Annotated in this window: 20 protein-coding genes; 12 read left to right on the top strand and 8 right to left on the bottom strand. The window is 52.4% G+C overall.

Annotated elements, in window-relative coordinates; translation table 11 throughout:
• Positions 1-124 precede the first annotated feature (124 nt).
• Positions 125-1,075 (top strand): universal stress protein UspE, encoded by a 951-nt coding sequence (gene uspE / locus HV318_RS01670; RefSeq protein WP_182271258.1) that lies wholly within the window; start codon positions 125-127, stop codon positions 1,073-1,075.
• 69 nt (positions 1,076-1,144) lie between these two features.
• On the opposite strand, the gene pntB is transcribed toward uspE, so the two are convergent.
• On the bottom strand, positions 1,145-2,533 hold the full coding sequence (gene pntB, locus HV318_RS01665) for a Re/Si-specific NAD(P)(+) transhydrogenase subunit beta (RefSeq protein WP_182271257.1): 1,389 nt from the start codon (positions 2,531-2,533) through the stop codon (positions 1,145-1,147).
• A gap of 10 nt (positions 2,534-2,543) precedes the next feature.
• Positions 2,544-4,073 carry a Re/Si-specific NAD(P)(+) transhydrogenase subunit alpha gene (pntA, locus tag HV318_RS01660; protein ID WP_182271256.1) on the bottom strand — a complete coding sequence of 510 codons (1,530 nt, stop codon included), beginning with the start codon at positions 4,071-4,073 and terminating at the stop codon, positions 2,544-2,546.
• Positions 4,074-4,608: 535 nt separating this feature from the next.
• Between pntA and ydgH the strand changes: the two genes are divergently transcribed.
• From ydgH to folM, 3 genes are all read left to right on the top strand, one after another.
• Positions 4,609-5,553 (top strand): DUF1471 family protein YdgH, encoded by a 945-nt coding sequence (gene ydgH, locus HV318_RS01655; protein ID WP_182271255.1) that lies wholly within the window; start codon positions 4,609-4,611, stop codon positions 5,551-5,553.
• 186 nt (positions 5,554-5,739) lie between these two features.
• The gene (locus HV318_RS01650; RefSeq protein WP_182271254.1) at positions 5,740-7,122 is read left to right on the top strand and encodes an amino acid permease; all 1,383 of its coding nucleotides are present in this window, start codon (positions 5,740-5,742) and stop codon (positions 7,120-7,122) included.
• A gap of 40 nt (positions 7,123-7,162) precedes the next feature.
• Positions 7,163-7,885 (top strand): dihydromonapterin reductase, encoded by a 723-nt coding sequence (gene folM, locus HV318_RS01645; RefSeq protein WP_182271253.1) that lies wholly within the window; start codon positions 7,163-7,165, stop codon positions 7,883-7,885.
• On the opposite strand, the gene HV318_RS01640 is transcribed toward folM, so the two are convergent.
• Entirely contained in the window at positions 7,882-8,217 is a 336-nt protein-coding gene (locus HV318_RS01640) for a GlpM family protein (RefSeq protein ID WP_182271252.1), read from the bottom strand. The two genes, folM and HV318_RS01640, sit on opposite strands and share 4 nt — an antisense overlap.
• 129 nt (positions 8,218-8,346) lie before the next feature.
• On the opposite strand from HV318_RS01640, the gene rstA reads away from it, so the two are divergent.
• Positions 8,347-9,063 carry a two-component system response regulator RstA gene (gene rstA / locus HV318_RS01635; RefSeq protein ID WP_182271251.1) on the top strand — a complete coding sequence of 239 codons (717 nt, stop codon included), beginning with the start codon at positions 8,347-8,349 and terminating at the stop codon, positions 9,061-9,063.
• A gap of 96 nt (positions 9,064-9,159) precedes the next feature.
• On the opposite strand, the gene HV318_RS01630 is transcribed toward rstA, so the two are convergent.
• On the bottom strand, positions 9,160-9,618 hold the full coding sequence (locus tag HV318_RS01630) for a hypothetical protein (protein ID WP_182271250.1): 459 nt from the start codon (positions 9,616-9,618) through the stop codon (positions 9,160-9,162).
• A 276-nt stretch (positions 9,619-9,894) separates the two neighbouring features.
• Here HV318_RS01630 and HV318_RS01625 point away from each other — a divergent pair, with 276 nt between their 5' ends.
• From HV318_RS01625 to tus, 3 genes are all read left to right on the top strand, one after another.
• The gene (locus tag HV318_RS01625) at positions 9,895-10,779 is read left to right on the top strand and encodes a GNAT family protein (RefSeq protein ID WP_182271249.1); all 885 of its coding nucleotides are present in this window, start codon (positions 9,895-9,897) and stop codon (positions 10,777-10,779) included.
• 432 nt (positions 10,780-11,211) lie between these two features.
• Positions 11,212-12,510, top strand: a complete 1,299-nt coding sequence (rstB, locus tag HV318_RS01620; RefSeq protein ID WP_182271248.1) for a two-component system sensor histidine kinase RstB — start codon at positions 11,212-11,214, stop codon at positions 12,508-12,510.
• A 74-nt stretch (positions 12,511-12,584) separates the two neighbouring features.
• Complete coding sequence (gene tus / locus HV318_RS01615; protein WP_182271247.1) at positions 12,585-13,514, top strand: DNA replication terminus site-binding protein; 930 nt, start codon at positions 12,585-12,587, stop codon at positions 13,512-13,514.
• Here tus and fumC read toward each other — a convergent pair whose 3' ends face one another.
• Positions 13,515-14,909 carry a class II fumarate hydratase gene (fumC, locus tag HV318_RS01610; RefSeq protein ID WP_182271246.1) on the bottom strand — a complete coding sequence of 465 codons (1,395 nt, stop codon included), beginning with the start codon at positions 14,907-14,909 and terminating at the stop codon, positions 13,515-13,517.
• A gap of 144 nt (positions 14,910-15,053) precedes the next feature.
• Positions 15,054-16,700, bottom strand: a complete 1,647-nt coding sequence (gene fumA, locus HV318_RS01605) for a class I fumarate hydratase FumA (protein WP_182271245.1) — start codon at positions 16,698-16,700, stop codon at positions 15,054-15,056.
• Positions 16,701-16,897: 197 nt separating this feature from the next.
• On the opposite strand from fumA, the gene manA reads away from it, so the two are divergent.
• Positions 16,898-18,073 (top strand): mannose-6-phosphate isomerase, encoded by a 1,176-nt coding sequence (gene manA / locus HV318_RS01600; RefSeq protein ID WP_182271244.1) that lies wholly within the window; start codon positions 16,898-16,900, stop codon positions 18,071-18,073.
• Between the two features lie 99 nt (positions 18,074-18,172).
• Positions 18,173-19,705, top strand: a complete 1,533-nt coding sequence (locus HV318_RS01595; protein WP_182271243.1) for a YdgA family protein — start codon at positions 18,173-18,175, stop codon at positions 19,703-19,705.
• A gap of 70 nt (positions 19,706-19,775) precedes the next feature.
• Here the strand turns inward: HV318_RS01595 and HV318_RS01590 are convergent, their stop codons facing one another.
• On the bottom strand, positions 19,776-20,075 hold the full coding sequence (locus HV318_RS01590; protein ID WP_182271242.1) for a DUF1889 family protein: 300 nt from the start codon (positions 20,073-20,075) through the stop codon (positions 19,776-19,778).
• A gap of 172 nt (positions 20,076-20,247) precedes the next feature.
• Positions 20,248-21,276: a Mal regulon transcriptional regulator MalI gene (locus HV318_RS01585; RefSeq protein WP_182271241.1), complete on the bottom strand. Its 1,029-nt coding sequence runs from the start codon at positions 21,274-21,276 to the stop codon at positions 20,248-20,250.
• 178 nt (positions 21,277-21,454) lie between these two features.
• Here HV318_RS01585 and malX point away from each other — a divergent pair, with 178 nt between their 5' ends.
• Together malX and HV318_RS01575 are read left to right on the top strand one after the other, a co-directional pair.
• Positions 21,455-23,041, top strand: a complete 1,587-nt coding sequence (malX, locus tag HV318_RS01580; RefSeq protein WP_182271240.1) for a maltose/glucose-specific PTS transporter subunit IIBC — start codon at positions 21,455-21,457, stop codon at positions 23,039-23,041.
• A gap of 48 nt (positions 23,042-23,089) precedes the next feature.
• Positions 23,090-24,262, top strand: a complete 1,173-nt coding sequence (locus HV318_RS01575; protein ID WP_182271239.1) for a MalY/PatB family protein — start codon at positions 23,090-23,092, stop codon at positions 24,260-24,262.
• Positions 24,263-24,299 lie beyond the last annotated feature (37 nt).

The following is a 24,299-nucleotide window of genomic DNA, read 5'->3' as shown; positions in this document are numbered from 1 at the left end:
TCAAGAATTACCAATAAATTTTAGTGATTTATTGATCTGGCAAAAACTTCCCCCCTGTTTGATTCAAGATATATAGGTTACTCTTTTACTTACAGACTGTGGTGACAGTTGTAAGGAGACCTGTATGGCAAAGTATCAAAATATGCTGGTGGCCATCGATCCTAACCAGGACGATCAACCCGCGTTACGGCGTGCTGTGTATTTACATCAACGGATTGGTGGCAAAATCAAAGCGTTTTTGCCGATCTATGACTTCTCATACGAGATGACCACCCTTCTGTCGCCTGACGAGCGTACGGCTATGCGTCAGGGAGTGATCAGTCAACGTACTGCGTGGATCCGCGAGCAGGCGAAATACTACCTCGAAGCGGGTGTCCCTATCGATATTAAAGTGGTCTGGCACAACCGACCTTTCGAAGCCATTATTCAGGAAATTATTGCCGATGGGCACGACCTGCTGCTGAAAATGGCGCACCAGCACGACAAACTGGAATCCGTAATTTTCACGCCTACCGACTGGCACCTGTTGCGTAAATGCCCATGCCCGGTCTGGATGGTGAAAGACCAGCCGTGGCCTGAAGGGGGTAAAGCCGTCGTGGCTGTAAACCTGGCGAGCGAAGAGGATTATCATAATTCACTGAACGAAAAGCTGGTGAAAGAGACACTGCAGCTTGCCGAACAGGTTAACCACACTGAAGTGCATCTGGTGGGGGCTTATCCGGTCACCCCGATCAATATTGCGATTGAACTGCCTGAATTTGATCCGAGCGTCTATAACGATGCGATCCGTGGTCAGCACCTGCTGGCGATGAAAGCGTTGCGCCAGAAATTCGGTATTGATGAAAAAATGACGCACGTGGAAAAAGGGTTGCCTGAAGAAGTGATCCCGGATTTAGCAGAACACCTGCAGGCCGGGATTGTGGTACTGGGTACCATTGGCCGCACCGGTATTTCCGCCGCCTTCCTGGGGAATACTGCCGAACAGGTAATCGACCATCTGCGCTGCGACCTGCTTGTCATCAAGCCGGATCAGTACCAGACTCCGGTTGAACTGGACGATCCAGAGGACGATTGAGCCATAACGTCCGGCAGCCGCCAGTAAAAAAAGCCGCCAAATCTGGCGGCTTTTTCACATCGACACAACTTACAGCGCTTTCAGAATCGCATCCACGCTGGCTTTGGCATCGCCAAACAGCATGTGAGTGTTCTCTTTGAAGAACAGCGGGTTCTGAACCCCTGCATAACCGGTGTTCATGGAGCGTTTGAAGACAATCACGTTCTGCGCCTTCCACACTTCCAGAACCGGCATACCAGCGATTGGGCTGCGCGGATCGTCCTGTGCCGCCGGGTTAACGGTGTCGTTGGCACCAATAACCAGTACGGTGTCGGTCTCGGTGAAATCATCGTTGATTTCATCCATCTCCAGCACGATGTCGTAAGGCACTTTCGCTTCAGCCAGCAGTACGTTCATGTGGCCAGGCAGACGACCTGCTACCGGGTGAATACCAAAGCGAACCTTGATACCCCGCGCACGCAGTTTCTCGGTGATTTCCGCTACCGGGTACTGAGCCTGCGCCACCGCCATGCCGTAGCCTGGGGTGATGATGACGGTGTGTGAGTTTTTCAGCATATCCGCAGTATCTTCGGCGTTGATCTCACGGTGTTCGCCCACTTCGTCATCAGAACCAGTAGAAGAACCATCAGAACCGAAACCGCCGGCAATAACGCTGATAAACGAACGGTTCATCGCTTTACACATGATGTAAGACAGGATCGCACCGGAAGAACCCACCAGCGCACCGGTGACGATCAGCAGGTCGTTGCTCAGCATAAAACCTGCCGCTGCTGCCGCCCAACCGGAGTAGGAGTTCAGCATTGAGACCACCACTGGCATATCTGCACCACCAATGGAAGCCACCAGGTGCCAGCCAAACGCCAGCGCAATAATGGTCATCACCAGCAATGCCAGCACCTGAGTACCTACGCTTTCGGTACGCACGAAGATCACCAGCAGTACAAATGATACGACCAGCGCCGCCAGGTTCAGCTTATGACGGTTTGGCAGCATCAGCGGTTTAGACGAGATTTTCCCGCGCAGTTTGCCGAATGCAACAATCGAACCGGTGAAGGTCACGGCACCGATAAAGATGCCGAGGAACACTTCGGTCAGATGAATGTTGACCAGAATCTGCTCCATGCCCGCTTCGTGATACAGATAGCTGTTGAAGCCCACCAGTACCGCCGCCAGACCCACGAAGCTGTGCAGGATCGCCACCAGCTCCGGCATCTCGGTCATCTCAACACGTTTCGCCAGACGAATACCAATTGCGCCACCGATGATCATCGCCACCAGGATCCACGCAACGTTGCCGGTGTCCGGCCCGAAGATAGTGGCAATCAGCGCAATCGCCATCCCGGCGATACCAAAGTTATTACCCTGCTGAGACGTTTCGTGTTTGGAAAGTCCCGCCAGACTGAAAATAAACAGGATTGCAGCAACAATGTATGCGGCTGTGACTAATCCTCCAGACATATGCTACCCCTTAGCCTTTACGAAACATTTTCAGCATGCGCTGAGTCACGGTGAAACCACCGAAAATATTGATACTGGCGATCAGCACCGCGACAAAACTCAGGAAGCTAATCCAGCCGCCGTGCCCAATTTGCAGCAACGCACCCACCACGATAATCCCCGAGATGGCGTTGGTGACCGACATCAGCGGCGTATGCAGCGCATGGGACACGTTCCACACGACGTAGTAACCCACCACGCAGGAGAGCGCGAAGACGGTAAAGTGACCGAGGAACTCTTTCGGCGCGACATTGGCCAGCCAGCCAAACAGAATAATCACCAGCGCCATGATTGCGTATTTACGCCACGGAGAAGCTGGCTTGGCGGGCTCTTTTGGCTCTGGAGCCGCTTTTGGTGCAGCCTGAGGCTGAGCTGAAACCTGAATAGGTGGTGCAGGCCAGGTAATTTCACCTTCGCGCACAACCGTGACGCCACGCACCACGACATCGTCAAAATCAACAACGACATTACCGTCTTTCTCTTTGCAGAGCAGTTTCAGCAGGTTAACGAGGTTGGTACCGTACAGCTGAGAAGACTGCGTTGGCAGACGGCCAGGCAGGTCGGTATAACCGATCACCTTGACACCGTTGGCGGTGGTGGTCACCTGGTTCGGTACGGTGTATTCACAGTTACCACCGTTTTGCGCCGCCAGATCAACAATCACGCTTCCCGGGTTCATGGAGCCAACCATTTCACGAGTGATCAGCTTCGGTGCCGGTTTACCTGGGATAAGCGCCGTGGTGACAATAATGTCGACCTCTTTTGCCTGTGCGGCAAAGAGTTCCATTTCCGCTTTGATAAAGGCTTCGGACATCACCTTCGCGTAGCCATCACCGCTACCCGCTTCTTCCTTGAAGTCCAGTTCAAGGAACTCAGCACCCATACTTTGCACTTGTTCCTTCACTTCCGGACGGGTATCAAATGCACGAACAATAGCGCCCAGGCTGTTTGCCGCGCCAATCGCTGCAAGACCTGCCACGCCCGCACCAATCACCATCACTTTCGCCGGAGGTACTTTACCCGCAGCGGTGATTTGGCCGGTAAAGAAGCGGCCAAACTCATGTGCCGCCTCAACAATAGCGCGGTAACCCGCGATGTTTGCCATTGAGCTCAGGGCATCCAGAGACTGTGCGCGCGAAATACGCGGTACAGAGTCCATCGCCATCACGGTCACACCGCGTGCCGCCAGCTTCTCCATCAGCTCAGGATTTTGCGCAGGCCAGATGAAACTCACAAGCGTCGTGCCTGGATTCAGCAGTTCAATCTCACTCTCTTCCGGTGCATTCACCTTCAGAATGACGGGAGACAGCCAGACTTCAGCACCGTCCACCACTTCCGCACCCGCCTGAATAAAGGCCTCGTCGTCAAAACTCGCCAGTTTGCCCGCGCCGCTTTCAACTGCGACGGTAAAACCCAGTTTAAGCAGTTGCTCCACCGTTTTCGGTGTTGCCGCTACGCGGGTTTCATTGGCAAACCGTTCTTTTGGTACCCCAATACGCATAGTTTTCCCTTCCATCGGTTTTTGATGATGGTTTGTCGATAAACGCCCGTGGTTTGTATCAATTTTCGCCAGCATGAGAGCGACGACACATGATTAACCCCGGAAAATAAAACAGTAACAAACTTTCTATAACCTACTGAAAATAGCGCCCGTGATCTACCGCCAGAAAACACTATTTCTTACTTTATCTGTGAAAAATAAGTGATCGGCGTCGCTGACAGAGATATTTACCTTAAATTCAGCGCTGGAACCGATAAAACGTGCAAGCGAAGCGGTAAAAACATGATATAGCGCCATAAGAGATCAACTTATTAACATTAAATTAACTTGTAAAAGTCATAAGCTTTATCAGTTTTACTTGTCAAACGTCTGTTTTTTCAACATATCACCAAATGTTATCGAATCTTGTCATCCGGTAAGCACTGGCTGTGAAAAATGGCGCAGACAGCGACGGGTTTTAAATGCCATAATCGGGACCGTCTCAAATAAACAACAATACCAGTACATGGTTTGCGCAAGGCGAAGGATTATTTTTATGAAGCTTAAGAACACACTCCTGGCGTCCGCACTTCTTTCTGCGACCGCCCTGTCTGCGAATGCCGCGACAGAGTTAACGCCGGAGCAAGCGGCAGCGTTAAAACCTTTTGACCATACGGTCATTGTGGGTCGTTATAACTCCATTGGCGATGCCGTCGCCGCCGCATCAAAAGCCGCCGATAAAAATGGTGCGGCCTCGTTTTACGTCGTTGACCAGTCTGATTATGGCAACAGCGGTAACCAGCGTGTCACCATCGCGCTGTTTAAAGACAATGCGCCAAAAGCTGATGCGCCGAAAAATCGTGTGATTAACGGCATCGTTGAGCTGCCAAAAGATCAGGCGATTGAACTGGAACCATACGATACCGTTACCGTTCAGGGTTTCTATCGCAGCCAGCCTGAAGTGAACGATGCCATCACCAAAGCCGCGAAAGAGAAAGGGGCTTACTCTTTCTACATCGTGCGCCAGGTCGATGCTAACCAGGGCGGCAACCAGCGTATTACCGCGTTCGTCTATAAAGAAGATGCGAAAAAACGCGTTCTGCAAAGCCCGGATGCCATCCCGGCTGACTCTGATGCAGGCCGCGCGGCAATAGCGAAAGGCGGCGAAGAAGCGAAGAAAGTTGAAATTCCTGGCGTAGCAACCTCTGCAGCACCAAGTGCTGAAGTGGGCCGTTTCTTTGAAACACAATCCACTAAAGGTGGTCGCTACTCTGTTACCCTGCCAGACGGTACCAAAATTGAAGAGCTGAACAAAACCACAGCGGCTCAGATGGTACCATTCGACAGCATCAAGTTTACCGGCAACTACGGTAACATGACGGAAGTCTCTTACCAGGTGGCGAAGCGTGCTGCGAAGAAAGGGGCTAAATATTACCACATCACCCGCCAATGGCAGGAACGTGGTAACAACGTCACCATCAGTGCCGATCTGTACAAGTAATAAAACCATTTAACGAAGGCGGCGCAATGCCGCCTTTTTTTGTAACTTTTCTTTGAATTTCTGCCGCACGTCATTGCATGCTTTCGTGACACTCCGTAAAATCCCGCGCCTTAGTGTGATCCACCATTTTTATGCGCCTGTGCGAAATAATTATTCTGGATTTGGACTTTTCATAACAGGAAGCCAATGGAAAAGAAACTTGGCCTGAGTGCTTTAACTGCACTCGTTTTAAGCTCAATGCTGGGTGCTGGTGTATTCAGTTTGCCGCAGAATATGGCGGCAGTCGCAAGCCCTGCTGCGTTACTCATTGGCTGGGGCATCACGGGGGCCGGAATATTGCTGCTGGCATTCGCCATGCTGCTGCTCACCCGCATTCGCCCGGATCTGGATGGCGGTATTTTCACCTATGCCCGTGAAGGCTTCGGGGAACTGATTGGCTTCTGTTCCGCATGGGGTTACTGGCTATGCGCGGTGATCGCTAACGTCTCCTACCTGGTGATCGTTTTCTCGGCGCTCAGTTTCTTTACCGATACCCCTGAACTGCGTTTCTTCGGTGATGGTAATACCTGGCAGTCCATTGTGGGTGCCTCGGTACTCCTGTGGGTCGTTCACTGGCTGGTTTTACGCGGTGTCCAGACGGCCGCCAGCATCAACCTGGTGGCAACACTGGCTAAGCTGGTTCCGCTCGGTCTGTTTATCGTGCTGGCGTTTATTGCGTTCCGTCTTGACGTGTTTAAGCTTGATTTCACCGGTATCGCGCTGGGTGTACCCGTCTGGGAGCAGGTGAAAAACACGATGCTGATTACCCTGTGGGTGTTCATCGGCGTTGAAGGTGCGGTCGTGGTTTCCGCGCGCGCACGCAACAAGCGCGATGTGGGTCGTGCCACCCTGCTGGCCGTACTGGCGGCACTGGGCGTTTATCTGCTGGTGACGCTGCTGTCGCTGGGTGTGGTTGCACGTCCTGAGCTGGCAGAAATGCGTAACCCGTCGATGGCTGGATTGATGGTGAAAATGCTCGGCTCCTGGGGCGATGTGGTGATTGCTGCCGGGCTGATTGTTTCCGTCAGCGGAGCATATCTGAGCTGGACAATTATGGCCGCAGAAGTGCCATACCTTGCCGCCACGCATAAAGCGTTTCCGCGCTTATTTGCGCGTCAGAATAAAAACAGTGCGCCATCTGCGTCACTCTGGCTGACCAACATCAGCGTTCAGGTCTGTCTGGTGCTGATCTGGCTCACAGGTTCAGACTATAACACCCTGCTGACCATCGCCTCTGAGATGATTCTGGTACCCTATTTCCTGGTGGGTGCGTATTTGTTAAAAATCGCCACGCGCCCTGAGCACTATGCCGTTGGTGTCGGAGCCTGTATTTACGGGCTATGGTTGTTGTATGCTTCCGGCCCTATGCACCTGCTGCTGTCGGTGGTGCTGTACGCGCCGGGTCTGCTGGTGTTTATCTATGCACGCCGCACACATCAGTTGGAGAACGCGCTCAAGCGCCGTGAAATGGCTTTTATCGGACTGTTGCTGGCTGCTGCCGTACCGGCCACGTGGATGTTAATGGGATAGCACTGTCTTTCCCATTGTTGAACTGAAAAAGGAGAATACGATGGGAAACGATAAGCAACGCCCAGTACTGATTACGGGTGCAGGCCGTCGCATCGGCCTCGCCCTCGCCCATCACTTTCTTAACCTTCGCCATCCGGTAATCATCAGTTACCGCCGGGAATATCCTTCTATTAAAGGGCTACGAAAAGCCGGCGCTGTCTGCATTCAGGCTGATTTTTCAACCGATGAAGGCATTCTGGCCTTCGCCGAAAAGGTGAAATCCACGACCGATGGTCTGCGGGCAATCATCCATAACGCCAGCGCATGGCAGGCGGAACAGCCCGGTATACCGCTCAGCGAAACGCTCTCCAGCATGCTGCAGATCCACGTTAACGCCCCGTATCTGCTGAACCATGCCCTGCAGGATCTGCTGCGCGGCCACGGCCATGCCGCTGGTGATATTATCCATTTCACCGATTATGTCGTAGAGCGAGGAAGCGACAAGCACATCGCCTATGCAGCCAGTAAAGCCGCGCTGGATAATATGACGCGCTCATTTGCCCGCAAGCTGGCACCCGAGGTCAAAGTGAACGCCATCGCCCCGGCGATGATTTTATTCAACGAGAATGATGACGCTGAGTATCGCCAGCAGGCGCTGAACAAATCGCTGATGAAAATCGCTCCCGGCGAAAAAGAGGTGATCGATCTTGTCGATTACCTGCTCACCAGCTGCTACGTCACCGGCAGAACATTCGCGGTGGACGGTGGACGCCCACTGCGCTAGTGGAAACGGCTCCAGAAAAAGATCAACACCCAGGCGCTGAGGCTCCAGCACACGACCGCCCCGCCCAGCGCCAGAGGGAGACGCAGAAACCCGGTGAAATACCACAGCGACAGCAGATAGAGAAAGTAAGGGATGATTGACCACATGCCGAATACAATGGTGGCACGCAGCGCTTCCGTTCCCCGTTCAGAAGCCACAATATAGTGCGCAATCAGCGCAAAGGTCGGGAACAGGGGGATCAGCCCGGCAATATAGTAGTTTTTCGTTTTTGCCAGAACACCAATCAGTAACACCACCAGCGCCCCCAGCGCGGCTTTAATCACCAGTCCCATGCTTTTTCCCATAACAATCAAATAACAATATGAACCCAGAATAGCGGAATTGACGTTAATTTTGAAAGATTAATGGAAGGTTAAGGTTGTGCGGTGTATGTTGGATTTTTTCGCGATAACAGATGCTGTATGAATAAGATTGTTTATGTTGAAGATGAACCCGAAGTCGGGCAATTGATCGCCGCCTATCTGGGTAAGCATGATATGGACGTTATCGTTGAGCCTCGCGGCGATCGCGCTGAAGAGGTGGTGGTACGAGAAAACCCGGATCTGGTGCTGCTGGATATCATGCTGCCCGGTAAAGATGGTATGACGCTTTGCCGCGACCTGCGCAGCCAGTGGGATGGCCCGATTGTGTTGCTGACCTCTCTGGACAGCGATATGAACCATATCCTGTCTCTGGAAATGGGTGCCAGCGACTACATTTTGAAAACCACGCCTCCTGCCGTGCTGCTTGCTCGTTTGCGTCTTCATTTGCGTCAACGTGCCAGCATTGAGCGTGAAGCGCCTGCTCCGTCTCTGACACCGCATAAAGCCATGCGTTTTGGTACGTTGTCCATCGATCCAATCAACCGTCAGGTACTGCTTTCCGGAGAACTTATTGCCCTCTCCACGGCTGATTTTGACCTGCTATGGGAGCTGGCGACCCATGCCGGGCAAATTATGGACAGGGATGCTCTGCTGAAGAACCTGCGTGGAGTCAGTTACGACGGGATGGATCGCAGCGTTGACGTCGCTATTTCGCGCCTGCGCAAGAAGCTGCTGGATAACGCCACGGAGCCGTACCGCATTAAAACCGTGCGTAACAAGGGTTATCTGTTCGCCCCCCACGCCTGGGAAACCTGATTACGTTGTTATCCGAAACCGTTTAAGCGTACGGCGTCTTCCTGACGCCATCAAAACTGGGGGTTCCCCTGGTTTCAAAGGGTTAGCATTGGATGATCACCGGACACAGAAGCGCGGGTACGCACTTTTTCGTGCCCCTGATCCAATGATATTTAGCGCACTTTTCATGCTGACGTTTTTCCCGGTTATGTGTTTTGCCGCTTCTTTCAGGGCCATGTTCATGGCTGTTGCGGTCACGGGTTTTACATTCCCCTTAACTCGATTTGATTTGCTTTGAAACACATAAATATCATCAGGATAGCGTTCTTTTCTACGCTGAATTAAATTGCAAACAACATCATTCAGTTTAACGATCCTTTTCGCAAATTTTGGGGTTGCGGACAAATGTAAAAGGTTATTCTCAATATCACTGTACTTTATACATATGACTCTTTTACATTCTGCCTTCAACATAAAGAGTGCAATCCATAAATCAGCCCACGTTGTTGAGCTTTCGTTTAGTTTATTGTGTATCCACATGAATTCTAAAAGAGTAACGTGATCAGCTTTAGCCATTAGTACAATACCAATCCACTAATTGACAGTGTTTATTATTACATCAGATCATTTCGTTTTCATCAACACCACTTGCGACAAAAGCTAAATCGTTTATTTTTTAACTCAAACTCAGGGAACTTTTTCAATGAAATACAGTCTGGCAACGAACGAATATATAGCATGCTAAGTTTTTGTTTGCATCGACTCTTAAACACATTATAAACAACCCTCATTTGTTGATTTACTTGTCACACCATTTATCAGAGTATAAATACATCTTTCTCAGGGTAACATTTGGATAAGACAGTGAGACGCTACATTTTTGGATGGGAAGAGTGTGACCTTAATACTTACAGCCATGCTTACTCTATATATGGAGGGAGTGTATGCACACATCCAGACGTACTGACTTATCTGGCCGCTAAACAAGAAAAAAAGATTAAGTTTTTCTGCAAAAGAAAAAATGGCGCAGTGGTTTCGTCAACTTACTCTGTTAACGATTCCCTGAGTCTCTACTCAAAATCACATCCGTTTGTTTTTGAAGACATTATATTGCCAAGCGCACCAGGTTGTAAATTAGCCTTGCCATTTAAAACAAAAAAGCTATCCCCATTGCAGAAAAATTCGTTCATTAACTCCTTTGGCAACAAAATATTAAATGATGAAATATGTCATATGAAGCCAGAGTTCTCCAAAAAAACCATCAGGAAAAGAAATAGTGAACGAAACCGTTTTCTGAAACTTGGCGGAGAAATAATAGACATACAAAGTCTTTCATCAGAGATGATCAGCGACGCATATATAAAGTTATTTAATGCACGCTGGAGTGGAAAAATCCGACCATTCCCCAGGAAAAATTTGCTTGATGCCATTGAAAAATTCAGACCTATGATTTTTGGCTCCGCCCTTTCCATCAATAAAGAAATTATAGCAATTGACTTAATTCTTAAGTCTGAATGCCCCGAGTGGATTTATTTCGATGACATAAACGGAGGGTATGACCCTCAATACAATGAAATAGGGGCAGGAAGTATTTTGCTCTGGGAGAACTACACCCGAGCCAAAGAGATCTGTCAGAGCGAAAATAAAAAAATCATATTCTCCCTTGGGAAGTTATTTAAGGGCATGGAGTATAAAAGACAATGGTGCGACGTTCTGCCATTAAGACGCGTATTTTAAACATATAAATACCCGCTCGAAGAGTTAGCTGAAGTGATGTCATGCTGCACGGCATCACTAAAACGTTCATTGATTGCAAATCACCGTGCTATGCCCCCGGAATACTCAACTGCGTCACTCCTCATGGTCATATCTTCGTGATCACTCATTTACCTCTCCAGATAACGTGTAAAATATTCATTCGCTTCTTTCTTCCTGCGCGATTTATGTCATACGCCCGCGTGCTGAATGTTGTCACCCGGAGTAAACCCTGTTTTCATAGCGACATGGAAACGCCGGGGTAGTTTTCACGTATACTCAGCCTGGATAATGCCCTGGATGGCGATCAGGTCTCGTTCCTGAGCCTGCGCGCTGGTGGAGATGTCAATCCACCATCGTGCCCCTTAAGGTAAGAGCCATGTAGTTAACAAATTGATTGTTCGGTGGTTTTTAATGAAAAAGCTGTTTATCCAGTTTTATCTTTTGCTGTTTGTCTGCTTCCTGGTGATGACGATGCTGGTTGGGCTGGTCTATAAATTCACCGCCGAACGAGCGGGCAGACAGTCGCTGGATGATTTGATGAAAAGCTCGCTTTACCTGATGCGAAGCGAACTACGTGAAATTCCGCCGCACGAATGGGCCAAAACCTTAAAAGAACTGGATCTCAATCTGTCCTTTGATTTGCGCATTGAGCCGATGAAGGATTTCGATTTAGCGCCGCGAGCCATGCAGCGTCTGAGTGACGGCGACATTGTGGCGCTGGACGAGAAATATACCTTCATCCAGCGCATTCCGCGCAGCCACTACGTGCTGGCCGTGGGGCCGGTGCCCTATCTTTATTATCTGCACCAGATGCGCCTGCTGGACATGGCGTTGATGGCATTTATTGCCATTTCGCTGGCTTTCCCGGTCTTTATCTGGATGAGACCGCACTGGCAGGACATGCTGAAACTGGAATCGGCTGCACAGCGTTTCGGTGAGGGGCATCTTACCGAACGCATTCACTTCGACAGCGGTTCCAGCTTTGACCGGCTTGGGGTGGCCTTTAACCAGATGGCCGATAACATTAATGCGTTGATTGCCAGTAAGAAGCAACTGATCGACGGCATTGCCCACGAGCTACGCACCCCGCTGGTACGCCTGCGCTACCGCCTGGAAATGAGCGAGAACCTGACTGAGGCAGAGTCTCAGGCGCTGAACCGCGATATCGGCCAGCTTGAAGCACTGATTGAAGAACTGCTGACCTATGCCCGCCTCGATCGGCCGCAAAACGAGCTGAATCTCAGCACACCGGATTTGCCCGTCTGGCTGCAAACCCATATTGATGATGTACAAAGCGTGAACCCGCAACGCGCGCTGATGACGACGATCACGCCTGGCGATTATGGCGCGCTGGATATGCGTCTGATGGAGCGCGTGCTGGATAACCTGATGAACAACGCCATGCGCTATAGCGAAAGCACGCTGCATATTGGTCTGGATTTGCAGGGGAATCAGGCCAGCCTGACGGTTGATGATGACGGCCCTGGTATCGCTCCGGAAGAACGTGAAACTATTTTCGAGCCGTTTGTACGCCTTGATCCCAGCCGCGATCGCGCGACGGGAGGATGTGGCCTGGGGCTGGCAATCGTCTACTCAATCGCTCAGGCGATGGGCGGCACGGTTCACTGTGAAGCAAGCGAACTCGGCGGTGCGCGCTTCTGTTTTAGCTGGCCGGTGTACCATAACATTACGCTTCCCGTTCCTGCCTGACCTTAACCGCACGCTGGTCGGACCCGGCGTGCTGTGTTATACCGTAAGTATGTTGTAACTAATGAGAGGCTAACATGGCAACGTACGATCTCATCGAAAGGCTGAACACCACTTTCCGGGAAACAGAACACAACCTGCTTACCCTGACAGAGCGTTTGCAGACCTGTCGTCTGTTAGCCGCACGCGTCTTTACCCTGCCCGATGTGGTAAAAGGCGCTGAGCACGATCCGCTGGAAACCATTGCGGTGAAGCAGCATATCGGCAACGCGGCGATGGAACTGGTGATGCAACACTATCGTCACCTGTTTATCCAGCAGCAGTCAGAAAACCGCAGCAGCAAGGCAGCCGTGCGCTTGCCTGGTGTTATCTGCCTGCAAACCGACGTTGCAACGCGCGAAGCGCTGGAAGCCCACATTGCGCATATCAACACGCTAAAAGCGACGTTTGAAAAGATTGTCACCGAAGAGTCAGGCCTCGCCCCAGCCGCCCGTTTTGAATGGGTACACCGCCAGCTTCCGGGCTTAATCACCCTCAATGCCTATCGCACCCTGACGGTACTGCACCACCCTGCCACGCTTCGTTTTGGCTGGGCGAACAAGCACATCATTAAAAACTTCACCCGCGATGAGATCCTGGCACAACTGGAAAAAAGCCTGAAAGCCCCACGAACGGTGGCTCCGTGGTCGCGTGAGCAGTGGATTGAGCGTCTGGAGCAGGAGTATCACAGCATCGCCTCGTTACCGGCGAAAACGCGTCTCAAGATAAAGCGTCCGGTGAAGGTGCAGCCTATCGCCCGCGTCTGGTATTCCGGGCAGCAAAAGCAGGTGCAGTATGCCTGCCCGACGCCGTTAATTGCGCTTTATGATGACGACCGGGGGGCGGTGGTACCGGACATTGGTGAACTGTTGAATTACGATGCTGAAAACGTCCAGCATCGCTATAAACCTCAGGCGCAGCCGCTGCAGCTGATTATTCCCCGGCTGCACCTGTATGTTGCAGAGTGATTACGTCAGGCTTCCGACCATTGCTTCCGGGCGTACCCAGGCATCAAATTCGGCGTCTGTCAGGTAGCCCAGCGCCAGCGCAGACGCTTTTAGCGTAAGCCCCTCTTTGTGCGCTTTTTTGGCAATCTCGGCGGCTTTGTCGTAACCGATATGGGTATTGAGCGCCGTCACCAGCATCAGGGATTCGTTGAGCAACTGACTGATGCGCTCGCGATTCGGCCCAATACCCACCGCACAGTGCTCATTGAAGCTCTCCATTCCGTCCGCCAGCAAGCGTACTGACTGCAGCACGTTGTGGATCACCATTGGGCGGTAGACATTCAACTCAAAGTTACCGGATGCCCCGCCCATATTGACGGCCACATCGTTGCCCATCACCTGACAGCAGAGCATGGTCATGGCTTCACACTGGGTCGGGTTCACTTTCCCGGGCATGATGGAGCTACCCGGTTCATTTTCCGGAATGCTAATTTCGCCAATGCCGCAGCGCGGGCCAGAGGCCAGCCAGCGCACGTCGTTAGCAATTTTCATCAGCGAGGCTGCCAACCCTTTTAACGCACCGTGGGTATGAACCAGCGCATCACAGGTCGCCAGCGCTTCGAATTTATTCGACGCGGTGACAAACGGCTGCCCGGTGATTTTTGCCAGCTCTGCGGCAACGCGCACGGCGTACTCCGGATGGGTGTTTAACCCGGTACCCACCGCCGTACCGCCCAGAGCCAGTTCCGCCAGATGTGGCAGGCTGTAATCAATGTGCTTCAGGTTGTGTTCGAGCATGGCAACCCAGCCGGAAATCTCCTGGCCGAGCGTCAGAGGGGTGGCATCCTGCAGGTGCGTGCGGCCGATTTTAACGATATCGCGAAAGGCCAGCGCTTTCTCGTTAAGCGTGGTCTTAAGCACGTTCAGTTGCGGGATCAGCTGTTCACGGATAGCAATCACCGCTGCCACGTGCATCGCCGTCGGGAACACATCGTTAGAACTTTGGCTCTTGTTGACGTCATCGTTCGGGTGAACCTTGCGCTCCATACCGCGCACACCGCCCAGCAGTTCGCTTGCCCGGTTCGCCAGCACTTCGTTCATGTTCATGTTGCTCTGAGTACCAGAGCCGGTCTGCCAGATGGCAAGGGGGAATTCGTCGCCGTGTTTGCCTGCCAGCACTTCGTCGGCGGCATTGATGATGGCGGTGGCTTTGTCTGCCGACAGCAGGCCTAAATCCTGATTCACTTTGGCTGCAGCGCGTTTGGTCAGCGCCAGCGCCTGAATCAACGAGACAGGCATTTTCTCAGTCGAAATACGGAAATGCTCCAGCGAACGCTGGGTTTGCGCGCCCCATAGCTTGTCAGCCGGGACGTCGATTGCGCCCATTGAGTCTTTCTCACGGCGTATCGTTGTCATTACTTTCTCCTTGATAACAATGAAGTTGGGAACATTGCTCACATGCTTAAGAGATAAGTATTGATGGCTTTTGAATTACTGTATGGCGCTTTGTGCGCTCTTTAATGTACCGGGTGGCGTTAGCACCACCCGGTATTTGTCAAACTACTTCACGCACGCCGAACACTGCGAAGACTGGATCTGTTTGAAGAAGTCATTGCCTTTGTCATCCACCAGGATAAACGCCGGGAAGTCTTCCACTTCAATTTTCCAGATAGCTTCCATACCCAGTTCCGGGTATTCCACGCACTCCAGGCTCTTGATACTGCCCTGTGCCAGCACCGCTGCCGGGCCGCCGATGCTGCCCAGATAGAAGCCGCCATGCTTATGGCACGCATCCGTGACCTGCTGGCTACGGTTACCTTTCGCGAGCATGATCATGCTGCCGCCGTTGGCCTGAAGCTGGTCAACGTAAGAGTCCATACGACCTGCAGTGGTTGGGCCTAACGAACCAGAGGCATAACCTTCCGGGGTTTTCGCCGGGCCTGCATAATAGATTGGGTGATCTTTAATGTACTGCGGCAGACCTTCACCGTTATCCAGACGCTCTTTCAGCTTCGCATGCGCAATGTCGCGCCCCACGATAATCGTCCCGTTCAGGGAGAGTCGTGTCGAAACCGGATACTGAGAAAGCTGCGCCAGAATGTCACTCATCGGACGGTTCAGGTCGACGCGCACTGCTTCGCCCTCACCCGCTTTACGCAGTGCTTCAGGAATATACTTGCCCGGGTTGTTCTCCAGTTTTTCGATCCAGACGCCTTCGCGGTTGATCTTCGCCTTGATGTTACGATCCGCTGAGCACGAGACGCCCATCCCTACCGGACAGGATGCGCCGTGGCGCGGCAGACGAACAACGCGGATATCGTGGGCGAAGTATTTACCGCCAAACTGCGCGCCAAGCCCCAGATTCTGCGCTTCCTGTAACAGTTCCTGTTCGAGCTGAACATCGCGGAACGCCTGACCGTGCTCGTTCCCTTCCGTTGGCAGGCCGTCGTAATATTTGGTCGAGGCCAGCTTCACCGTTTTCAGGGTGCTTTCTGCTGACGTACCGCCAATCACAAACGCGATATGGTACGGCGGGCACGCCGCAGTGCCGAGGGTGCGCATTTTCTCAACCAGATAGCTCTTCAGCTTGCCCGGCGTGAGCAGCGCTTTGGTTTCCTGGTAGAGGTAAGTTTTGTTAGCTGAACCGCCACCTTTGGCGATGCAGAGGAATTTGTATTCGTCACCGTCAACGCTGTAGAGATCAATCTGCGCTGGCAGGTTGGTGCCGGTGTTGACCTCTTTGTACATGTCCAGCGCCGCGTTCTGAGAGTAGCGCAGGTTGTCTTCGGTGTAGGTGTTGTAAACACCGTGCGCCAGCGCCGCTTCATCGCCGCCGCCCGTCCAGACGCGCTGGCCTTTTTTACCGACGATGATCGCCGTGCCGGTGTCTTGGCAGGTTGGCAGAATGCCTTTTGCCGCGATATCGGAGTTACGCAGGAACTGCAGGGCCACGTACTTGTCGTTTTCGCTGGCCTGCGGGTCACTCAGGATATCAGCAACCTGCTGCTGGTGTGCGGGGCGGAGCATAAACGAGGCATCGTGGAAAGCGTGCTGCGCCAGTAACGTCAGCGCTTGCGGATCCACTTTGAGGATCTCCTGTCCTTCGAACTCAGAAACAGAAACGTGATCGCGGGTTAACAGGTAATACTCGGTATGATCCTTACTGAGGGGAAAAGGATCCTGATAATAAAAGGGTTTGGTCGACATTGTTCTCTCACTTACTGCTTCAGTCTGATTATTTGGGCAGATGTTCCGCTGCCCGCTTAAAAGCGAGTTAGCTTATCCTACACAATTTTTTAACAAAAACTGAGACTAGTACGACTTTTTACATGCGCAGGTTACTTCCGTGCGGTTTATTGCTTTAATACCCGAAGTTTATTTCACATTTGAATCAGGGCTTGATAATGCAAAAACTCATCAACTCAGTGCAAAACTACGCCTGGGGAAGTAAAACTGCGTTAACGGATCTCTACGGGATCGCGAATCCAGGCAATCTGCCGATGGCAGAGCTGTGGATGGGCGCACACCCGAAGAGCAGCTCAAAAATTGAGGACGCAAACGGCCAGGTACAAAGTCTGCGCGACGTGATTGATGCTGACAAAGCTACACTCCTGGGCAGCAAGGTTGCCAGCCGTTTTGGCGAACTGCCGTTCCTGTTTAAAGTGCTGTGCGCCGACCAGCCGCTCTCCATCCAGGTACATCCAAACAAAAAAGCGTCTGAAATGGGTTTTGCGAAAGAGAACGCAGCGGGTATCCCGTTAGACGCCGCCGAGCGAAACTACAAAGATCCGAACCATAAACCGGAACTGGTCTTCGCCCTCACCCCCTTCCTGGCGATGAACGCGTTCCGCGAATTCTCAGATATTATCACTCTGCTGCAGCCGGTTTCAGGTGCCAACAGCGCTATTTCGCACTTCCTCGAAAACCCGAATGCAGAAAGTCTGGGCCAACTGTTCGCCAGCCTGCTTAACATGCAGGGTGAGGAAAAAACTCACGCGCTGGCAGTGCTGAAAGCAGCCCTCAACAGCCAACAGGGTGAGCCGTGGGATACCATTCGCGTCATTTCTGAGTTCTACCCGGACGACAGCGGCCTGTTCTCCCCGCTGCTGCTGAACGTGGTGAAGCTGAACCCGGGCGAAGCAATGTTCCTGTTTGCCGAGACTCCGCACGCCTACCTGCAGGGTGTGGCGCTGGAGGTGATGGCTAACTCTGATAACGTCCTGCGCGCGGGTCTGACGCCAAAATACATCGACATCCCTGAACTGGTGGCTAACGTCAAGTTCGTGGCAAAACCTGCTGCTGAGCTGCTGACCCAGCCGGTCAAAAATGGTACAGAGCTGGACTTCCCGATCCCGGTGGATGATTTTGCCTTCTCGCTGCACGATCTGAGCGCAACAGAAACGCCGGTTGCTCAGGAGAGCGCTGCTATTCTGTTCTGCGTGGAGGGCGAAGCGGTATTGCATAAGGGAGAACAACGCCTGGTGCTGAAACCGGGCGAGTCGGCATTTGTTGCGGCAAATGAATCTCCGATCGGCATTAGTGGCACTGGCCGTCTGGCGCGTGTTTTCAATAAGCTATAAGCACTTACTGAATTTCTTAACAACTCTTGCTAAGCTAGTTGCAGACTTTATATCACCAGGCGGTCTCTACCGCCTGGTTTCATTTTAGGGATAGTCGCAATGAAAAAATCGGTCGTAGCGGTTGGAGTGATTGTTGCTTTAGGTGTGGTCTGGTCGGGAGCCTCCTGGTTTACCGGTAAACAACTGGAAACCCGCCTGGCAGAGATGGTGGCACAGGCTAACGGAGAACTTAAACGTAGCGCGCCGGAGGCGGGTGTCGAGCTAAGCTATCAGAATTATCAGCGTGGCGTGTTTAGCAGCCATATGCAGGTCGTTGTGAAGCCCGTTGCTGGTAACGCAAATTCCTGGCTGAAGCCTGGCCAAAGCGTAGTGCTGGATGAAACGGTAAGCCACGGCCCGCTCCCGCTGGCGCAGTTAAAATCCTTGAACCTGATCCCGTCGATGGCGTCGGTGCATACCGTGCTGGTAAATAACGATTTAACCAAACCGTTGTTCGACCTGGCAAAAAATGAATCTCCTTTCGATATTAATACCCGCATCAGCTATTCCGGTGACACCAGTTCTGATATTGCCCTGAAAGCGCTGAACTATGAAAACGGTAACGAGAAGGTCACCTTCAGCGGCGGCAACTTCAATGTGAGTGCTGACCGCGATGGAAATGTGTTCTTACTGACTGGTGAGGCGCAAAGTGGTCAGGTTAATGCTGTCAACGAATACGATCAAAAAGTTCAACTCACCTTCAATAGCCTGAAAGCCGACGGCAACAGCCGGATGACTGATTTTAAAGAGCGTATTGGCGACCAGAAAATCTCTGTCGATAAGATCGCTATCGCGGTTGAAGGTAAAGAGCTGGCTGTTCTGGAAGGTATGGATCTGGATGGTAAATCCGACGTTTCTAAAGACGGCAAGAGTATCAATACTCAGCTCGACTACACCCTGAAAAGCCTGAAAGTACAGAACCAGGATCTGGGTACCGGCAAGTTGTCGCTGAAAATCGGCAATATCGACGGCCAGGCGTGGCATGAGTTTAGTCAGAAATACAGCAAAGAGAGCCAGGCGTTGCTGACTGATACCGCCCTGCAGCAAAACCCGGAGGTTTATCAGCAACAGGTGATCGCGGTGTTGTTCAACAATCTGCCAATCCTGCTGAAAGGTGAACCGACGATCACCGTCGCTCCTCTGAGCTGGAAAAACAGCAAAGGCGAAACCAACTTTAACCTGTCTCTGCTCCTGAAAGACCCGGCAACCGTAACCGGTGAGCCGCAAACTCTGGCAGAGGAAGTGGATCGCACCGTGAAGTCTCTCGACAGCAAGCTGACCATCCCGATGGACATGGCGACCGAGTTGATGACTCAGGTCGCGAAGCTTGAAGGTTACGGTGATGAAGATGCCGGTAAGCTGGCAAACCAACAGGTGAAAGGCCTGGCGGCAATGGGCCAGATGTTCCGCATCACGAAGCTGGAAAACAACACCATTTCAGCCAGCCTGCAGTATGCCAACGGCCAGGTGACGCTCAACGGCGATAAAATGCCGCTGGATGAGTTTGTCGGGATGTTTGGTATGCCAGCTCTGGATGTCCCGGATCAGGCTGCACCGGATGCACCTGCAGAACCGGTTGCACCACAGCAGTAATCTGAAAAACCCCTCTTTGAGGGGTTTTTTATTGCCGGGTGGTAATTAATACGAATCCAACCCCCTGCGTTCACACCAGTGCACGCAGTTCTTCCTTCATATAGGACGAAAAGTACTCAGGGTTTTTAATAATGACACGCTCACCGGACTCAATTCGTTCTGCCCATCCCGCTAATGTTTTCGTAAACCCGGGGTTCCAGCCTTCCTGAGCGCCCCGGGCAAAAACATCAGCTGCACTGGCCGGAGCCCCTAACTCATTAAGATACTTGAAAATGCCCTTAGCCGTACTTTCATCCATCGGGTGAGGCGCTGAAGATGATGTATTCATTCCATTAATAAAATCCAGTGCTTTATCAATTACCGCTGGCATATTCTTATCCTTAAATTATCCATGATATGTACAAGGCTATAATATGGACTGAATTTTGCTTAGCAATCAAAAGGTTTTTCCATTCAGTGCATATTTAGTTGGTCAAATGTGAGCTATGTACGAATGACAGATTTTTTCTACCGCCCTGCGGAATGGGGCAATTGGCCGGACGCTATTTCACCGTCACCAGCCGTGCCGCTACAATCTGGTGTCCGGCCAGGACATCTGTTTTCTCGATACGCTGCATGATCCTGTCGGCCAGCGTGTAACCCATCTCGCGTGCAGGCGTGATAGCCCAGACGATTGGCAGATCGTCCAGCGCATTTTCACCAACATCGGCAAATGCGCCCAGCGCAACCTGATGGCCGAAGAACGTTTCAACACCGCCCTCACCGCTCTGACGCCCGGCGCGGATCAAGCCAAACCAGGCCCCCATCGCAATCACGTCGTTATAGCAAATCACGGCACTTATCGTCGGGCTGCTACGTAATAATGTGCTCATCGCTTCTGCCGCTTTTTTCTGGCTGGATTCGCATTCCACCACCCATTCGCTGTGGAACGGTAGCCCGTATTTGATTAACGTTGCGCAGTAACCGCCCACCCGTTCGGCGCGCGTAAGGGACGAGCTTTTACCCCCAAGCCAGGCAATGCGTTGATGACCGCGTCGAATAAGATGCTCGGTCAACATTTGTGCGGCCTGCATATTGTCCGGACGCAGCGTATCGGCCTCGTCCAGATAACTGGCGCGCGAAGCAAACACCAGCGGAACCCCTTTCTGGGCGGCGCGCTCACACAACTCGCTCCCCACACCCGACGCCCCGGCGATGATCACTCCGTCAACGCCCTGTGTCAGCAGCATATCCAGACGCTGAAGCAGTTGATCGGGCTCACGCCCACCGTGCAGTAAAAAGACCATTCGCCCCTGCGCTTCAAGCGCTTCCGTCAACCCGGCGGTCAGTTCTGCGTAAAACGGAGAAGTCAGGTCACGGACGATCAAACCAATCACGCCACTTTGCCCGCCGCGCAGTGCCGATGCCTGACGGTTACGCACAAAGCCCAGTTGCTCAACGGCCTCGTTAACCCGCTGACCGGTCGCGGGAGAGATGCGCCCTTTCCCGCTCAGCACCAGTGAAACGGTGCTAACAGAAACGCCCGCCGCCAGCGCGACATCGTTGATGGTTATCTTTTTCGCTACAGCCATGTGGTGGCGTGACTCCCTGATAATGAGATCGGTAAAACGTTTTATCAAAACGTTATCTTTATACTACCAGTCAAAGCCTGAGAATGTGATTTATCGCGCACTAAACTTTGATAAAACGTTTTATCTTCTCGCAGCATTGAAGCAGATAAACCGATTTTAACAATAAAGGAGTCGTTTTATGACGGCAAAAGCGGCACAAAAAATATCGCTGTGGGAGTTTTTCCAGCAACTGGGTAAAACCTTTATGCTGCCCGTGGCACTACTCTCTTTCTGCGGGATCATGCTCGGGATCGGCAGTTCGCTGAGCAGTAATGATGTCATCACGCTGATCCCATTCCTTGGCAACCCTGTGCTGCAGGCGATTTTTATCTGGATGAGTAAAGTCGGCTCCTTTGCGTTTAGCTTCCTGCCGGTCATGTTCTGTATCGCTATCCCATTGGGTCTGGCACGTGAAAACAAAGGCGTGGCCGCATTTGCCGGCTTCGTCGGTTACGCGGTCATGAACCTTGCGGTCAACTTCTGGCTGACCGCGAAAGGCATTCTGCCAACGACCGATGCTGCCATCCTGAAAGCCAACAACATCCAGAGCGTGATTGGTATTCAGTCCATTGATACCGGGATCCTCGGTGCCGTGATCGCAGGTGTGATCATCTGGATGCTGCACGAGCGTTTCCACAACATCCGTCTGCCTGATGCGCTGGCATTCTTTGGCGGCACCCGCTTTGTTCCGATCATCACACTCGTCGTAATGGGGCTGTTTGGTCTGATCATCCCCCTGATTTGGCCGGTCTTCGCGCTGGGTATCAACGGTATTGGTCGCATCATTAACGGTGCCGGTGATTTTGGCCCGATGATCTTCGGTACCGGCGAGCGCCTGCTGTTGCCATTCGGTCTGCAACATATTCTGGTGGCCCTGATTCGCTTTACCGAAGCAGGCGGAACGATGGATGTGTGTGGACACGATGTGAGCGGTGCGCTGACCATCTTCCAGGCTCAGCTCAGCTGTCCGACAACGCACGGCTTCTCCGAGAGTGCGACCCGCTTCCTGTCTCAGGGTAAAATGCCAGCCTTCCTGGGCGGTCTGCCGGGTGCCGCGCTGGCAATGTACCACTGTGCCCGCCCGGAAAACCGTCATAAAATTAAAGGGCTGCTGATTTCCGGTGTGATCGCCTGCGTCGTGGGCGGCACCACGGAGCCAATCGAATTCCTGTTCGTCGCGCCAGTGCTGTACCTCATCCACGCCGTGTTGACCGGTCTGGGCTTTACCACGATGGCCATCCTGGGCGTGACTATCGGTAATACTGACGGCAACGTGATTGACTTCGTGGTGTTCGGGATCCTGCACGGCCTCTCCACCAAATGGTACCTGGTACCGGTGGTGGCCGCTATCTGGTTCGCGGTGTACTACGCTATCTTCCGCTTCTCCATCACCCGCTTTAACCTGAAAACGCCGGGCCGTGATACCGACTCCGCCACCAGCGTTGAACAGGCGGTTGCCGGTACGGTGGGCAAATCGGGCTATAACACCCCTGCTATCCTCGCGGCGCTGGGCGGTGCGGATAACATTACCTCGCTGGACAACTGCATCACCCGTCTGCGTTTGTCGGTGGCAGATATGTCCAAAGTTGATACCAATGCCCTGAAAGCCAACCGGGCCATCGGCGTGGTACAGTTAAATCAGCATAATTTGCAGGTGGTCATCGGCCCGCAGGTACAGTCAGTGAAAGACGAACTGACCACCCTGATGCGTACAGTAGAAGCCTGATATCTTCCCCCCTCAGCACGAGGGGGTTTTACTTTAAGGATTAAAGTCATGTTTGATTTTTCATCCGTAGTGGATCGTCACGGCACCTGGTGTACCCAGTGGGATTATGTCGCTGACCGCTTTGGTGCCGCAGACCTGCTGCCTTTCACCATCTCCGATATGGATTTCGCCACCGCCCCCTGCATTACCGACGCGCTGCACCAGCGAATCAATCACGGCGTGTTTGGCTATAGCCGCTGGAAAAACGATGAGTTTCTGGCCGCCGTCGCGCACTGGTTCCATCAACGTTTTAACAGCTGTATCAATACCGATACTGTCGTTTACGGACCTTCCGTTATCTATATGGTGTCCGAACTGATTCGTTTCTGGTCAAAACCCGGCGACGGTGTCGTCGTTCATACCCCGGCGTATGATGCTTTTTATAAAGCCATCGAGGGTAATGCACGTAATGTGGTTGCAGTTGCGATGGAGAAACAGGCTACCGGCTGGCAGGGTAATATGGCCGCGCTTGAGGCCGCACTGGCAAAACCGGAAAACAAAATCCTGCTGCTGTGCAGCCCACAAAACCCGACGGGCAAGGTATGGACGCGCGATGAACTGACCCTCATGGCAGATCTTTGCGCACGTTATGATGTGGCGGTGATCAGCGATGAAATTCATATGGACATGGTGTGGGGAGAGCATCGTCATACCCCGTGGAACGAGGTTGCCCGTGGCAAATGGGCACTGCTGACTTCTGGCTCCAAGAGCTTTAATATTCCGGCGTTGACGGGCGCATACGGCCTTATTGGCGATGACGACAGCCGTCATGGCTACCTGAGTGCGCTAAAAGGCCGTGACGGGCTCTCTTCCCCTTCCGTGCTGGCGCTGACCGCGCATATTGCCGCCTATCAACAGGGTGAGCCGTGGCTGGATGCATTGCGGGCTTACCTGGAAGAGAATTTGCGTTATATCGCTCATGAATTGAACAGTACTTTTCCGAAATTAAACTGGCAGCCACCTGAGGCCACCTATCTTGCGTGGATTGATTTACGCCCGTTAAACATTGATGAGCAGGCGCTGCAAAAAGTGCTGATTGAGCAGGAAAAAGTCGCCATCATGCCGGGATATACCTATGGAAAAGAGGGTAACGGTTTTATTCGCCTCAATGCGGGTTGCCCGCGCAGTAAGCTGGAACAAGGGGTGAAGCGGCTTATTTCCGGGGTGAACACCCTTCTGTAACGCATTTGCGCAACGGAATATTCCATTGCGCAAATGG

Origin of the sequence: Enterobacter sp. RHBSTW-00901, assembly GCF_014103115.1 — a bacterium.
Taxonomy (GTDB): domain Bacteria; phylum Pseudomonadota; class Gammaproteobacteria; order Enterobacterales; family Enterobacteriaceae; genus Enterobacter; species Enterobacter cloacae_P.
This window is presented reverse-complemented; position numbering and strand designations above follow the sequence as displayed.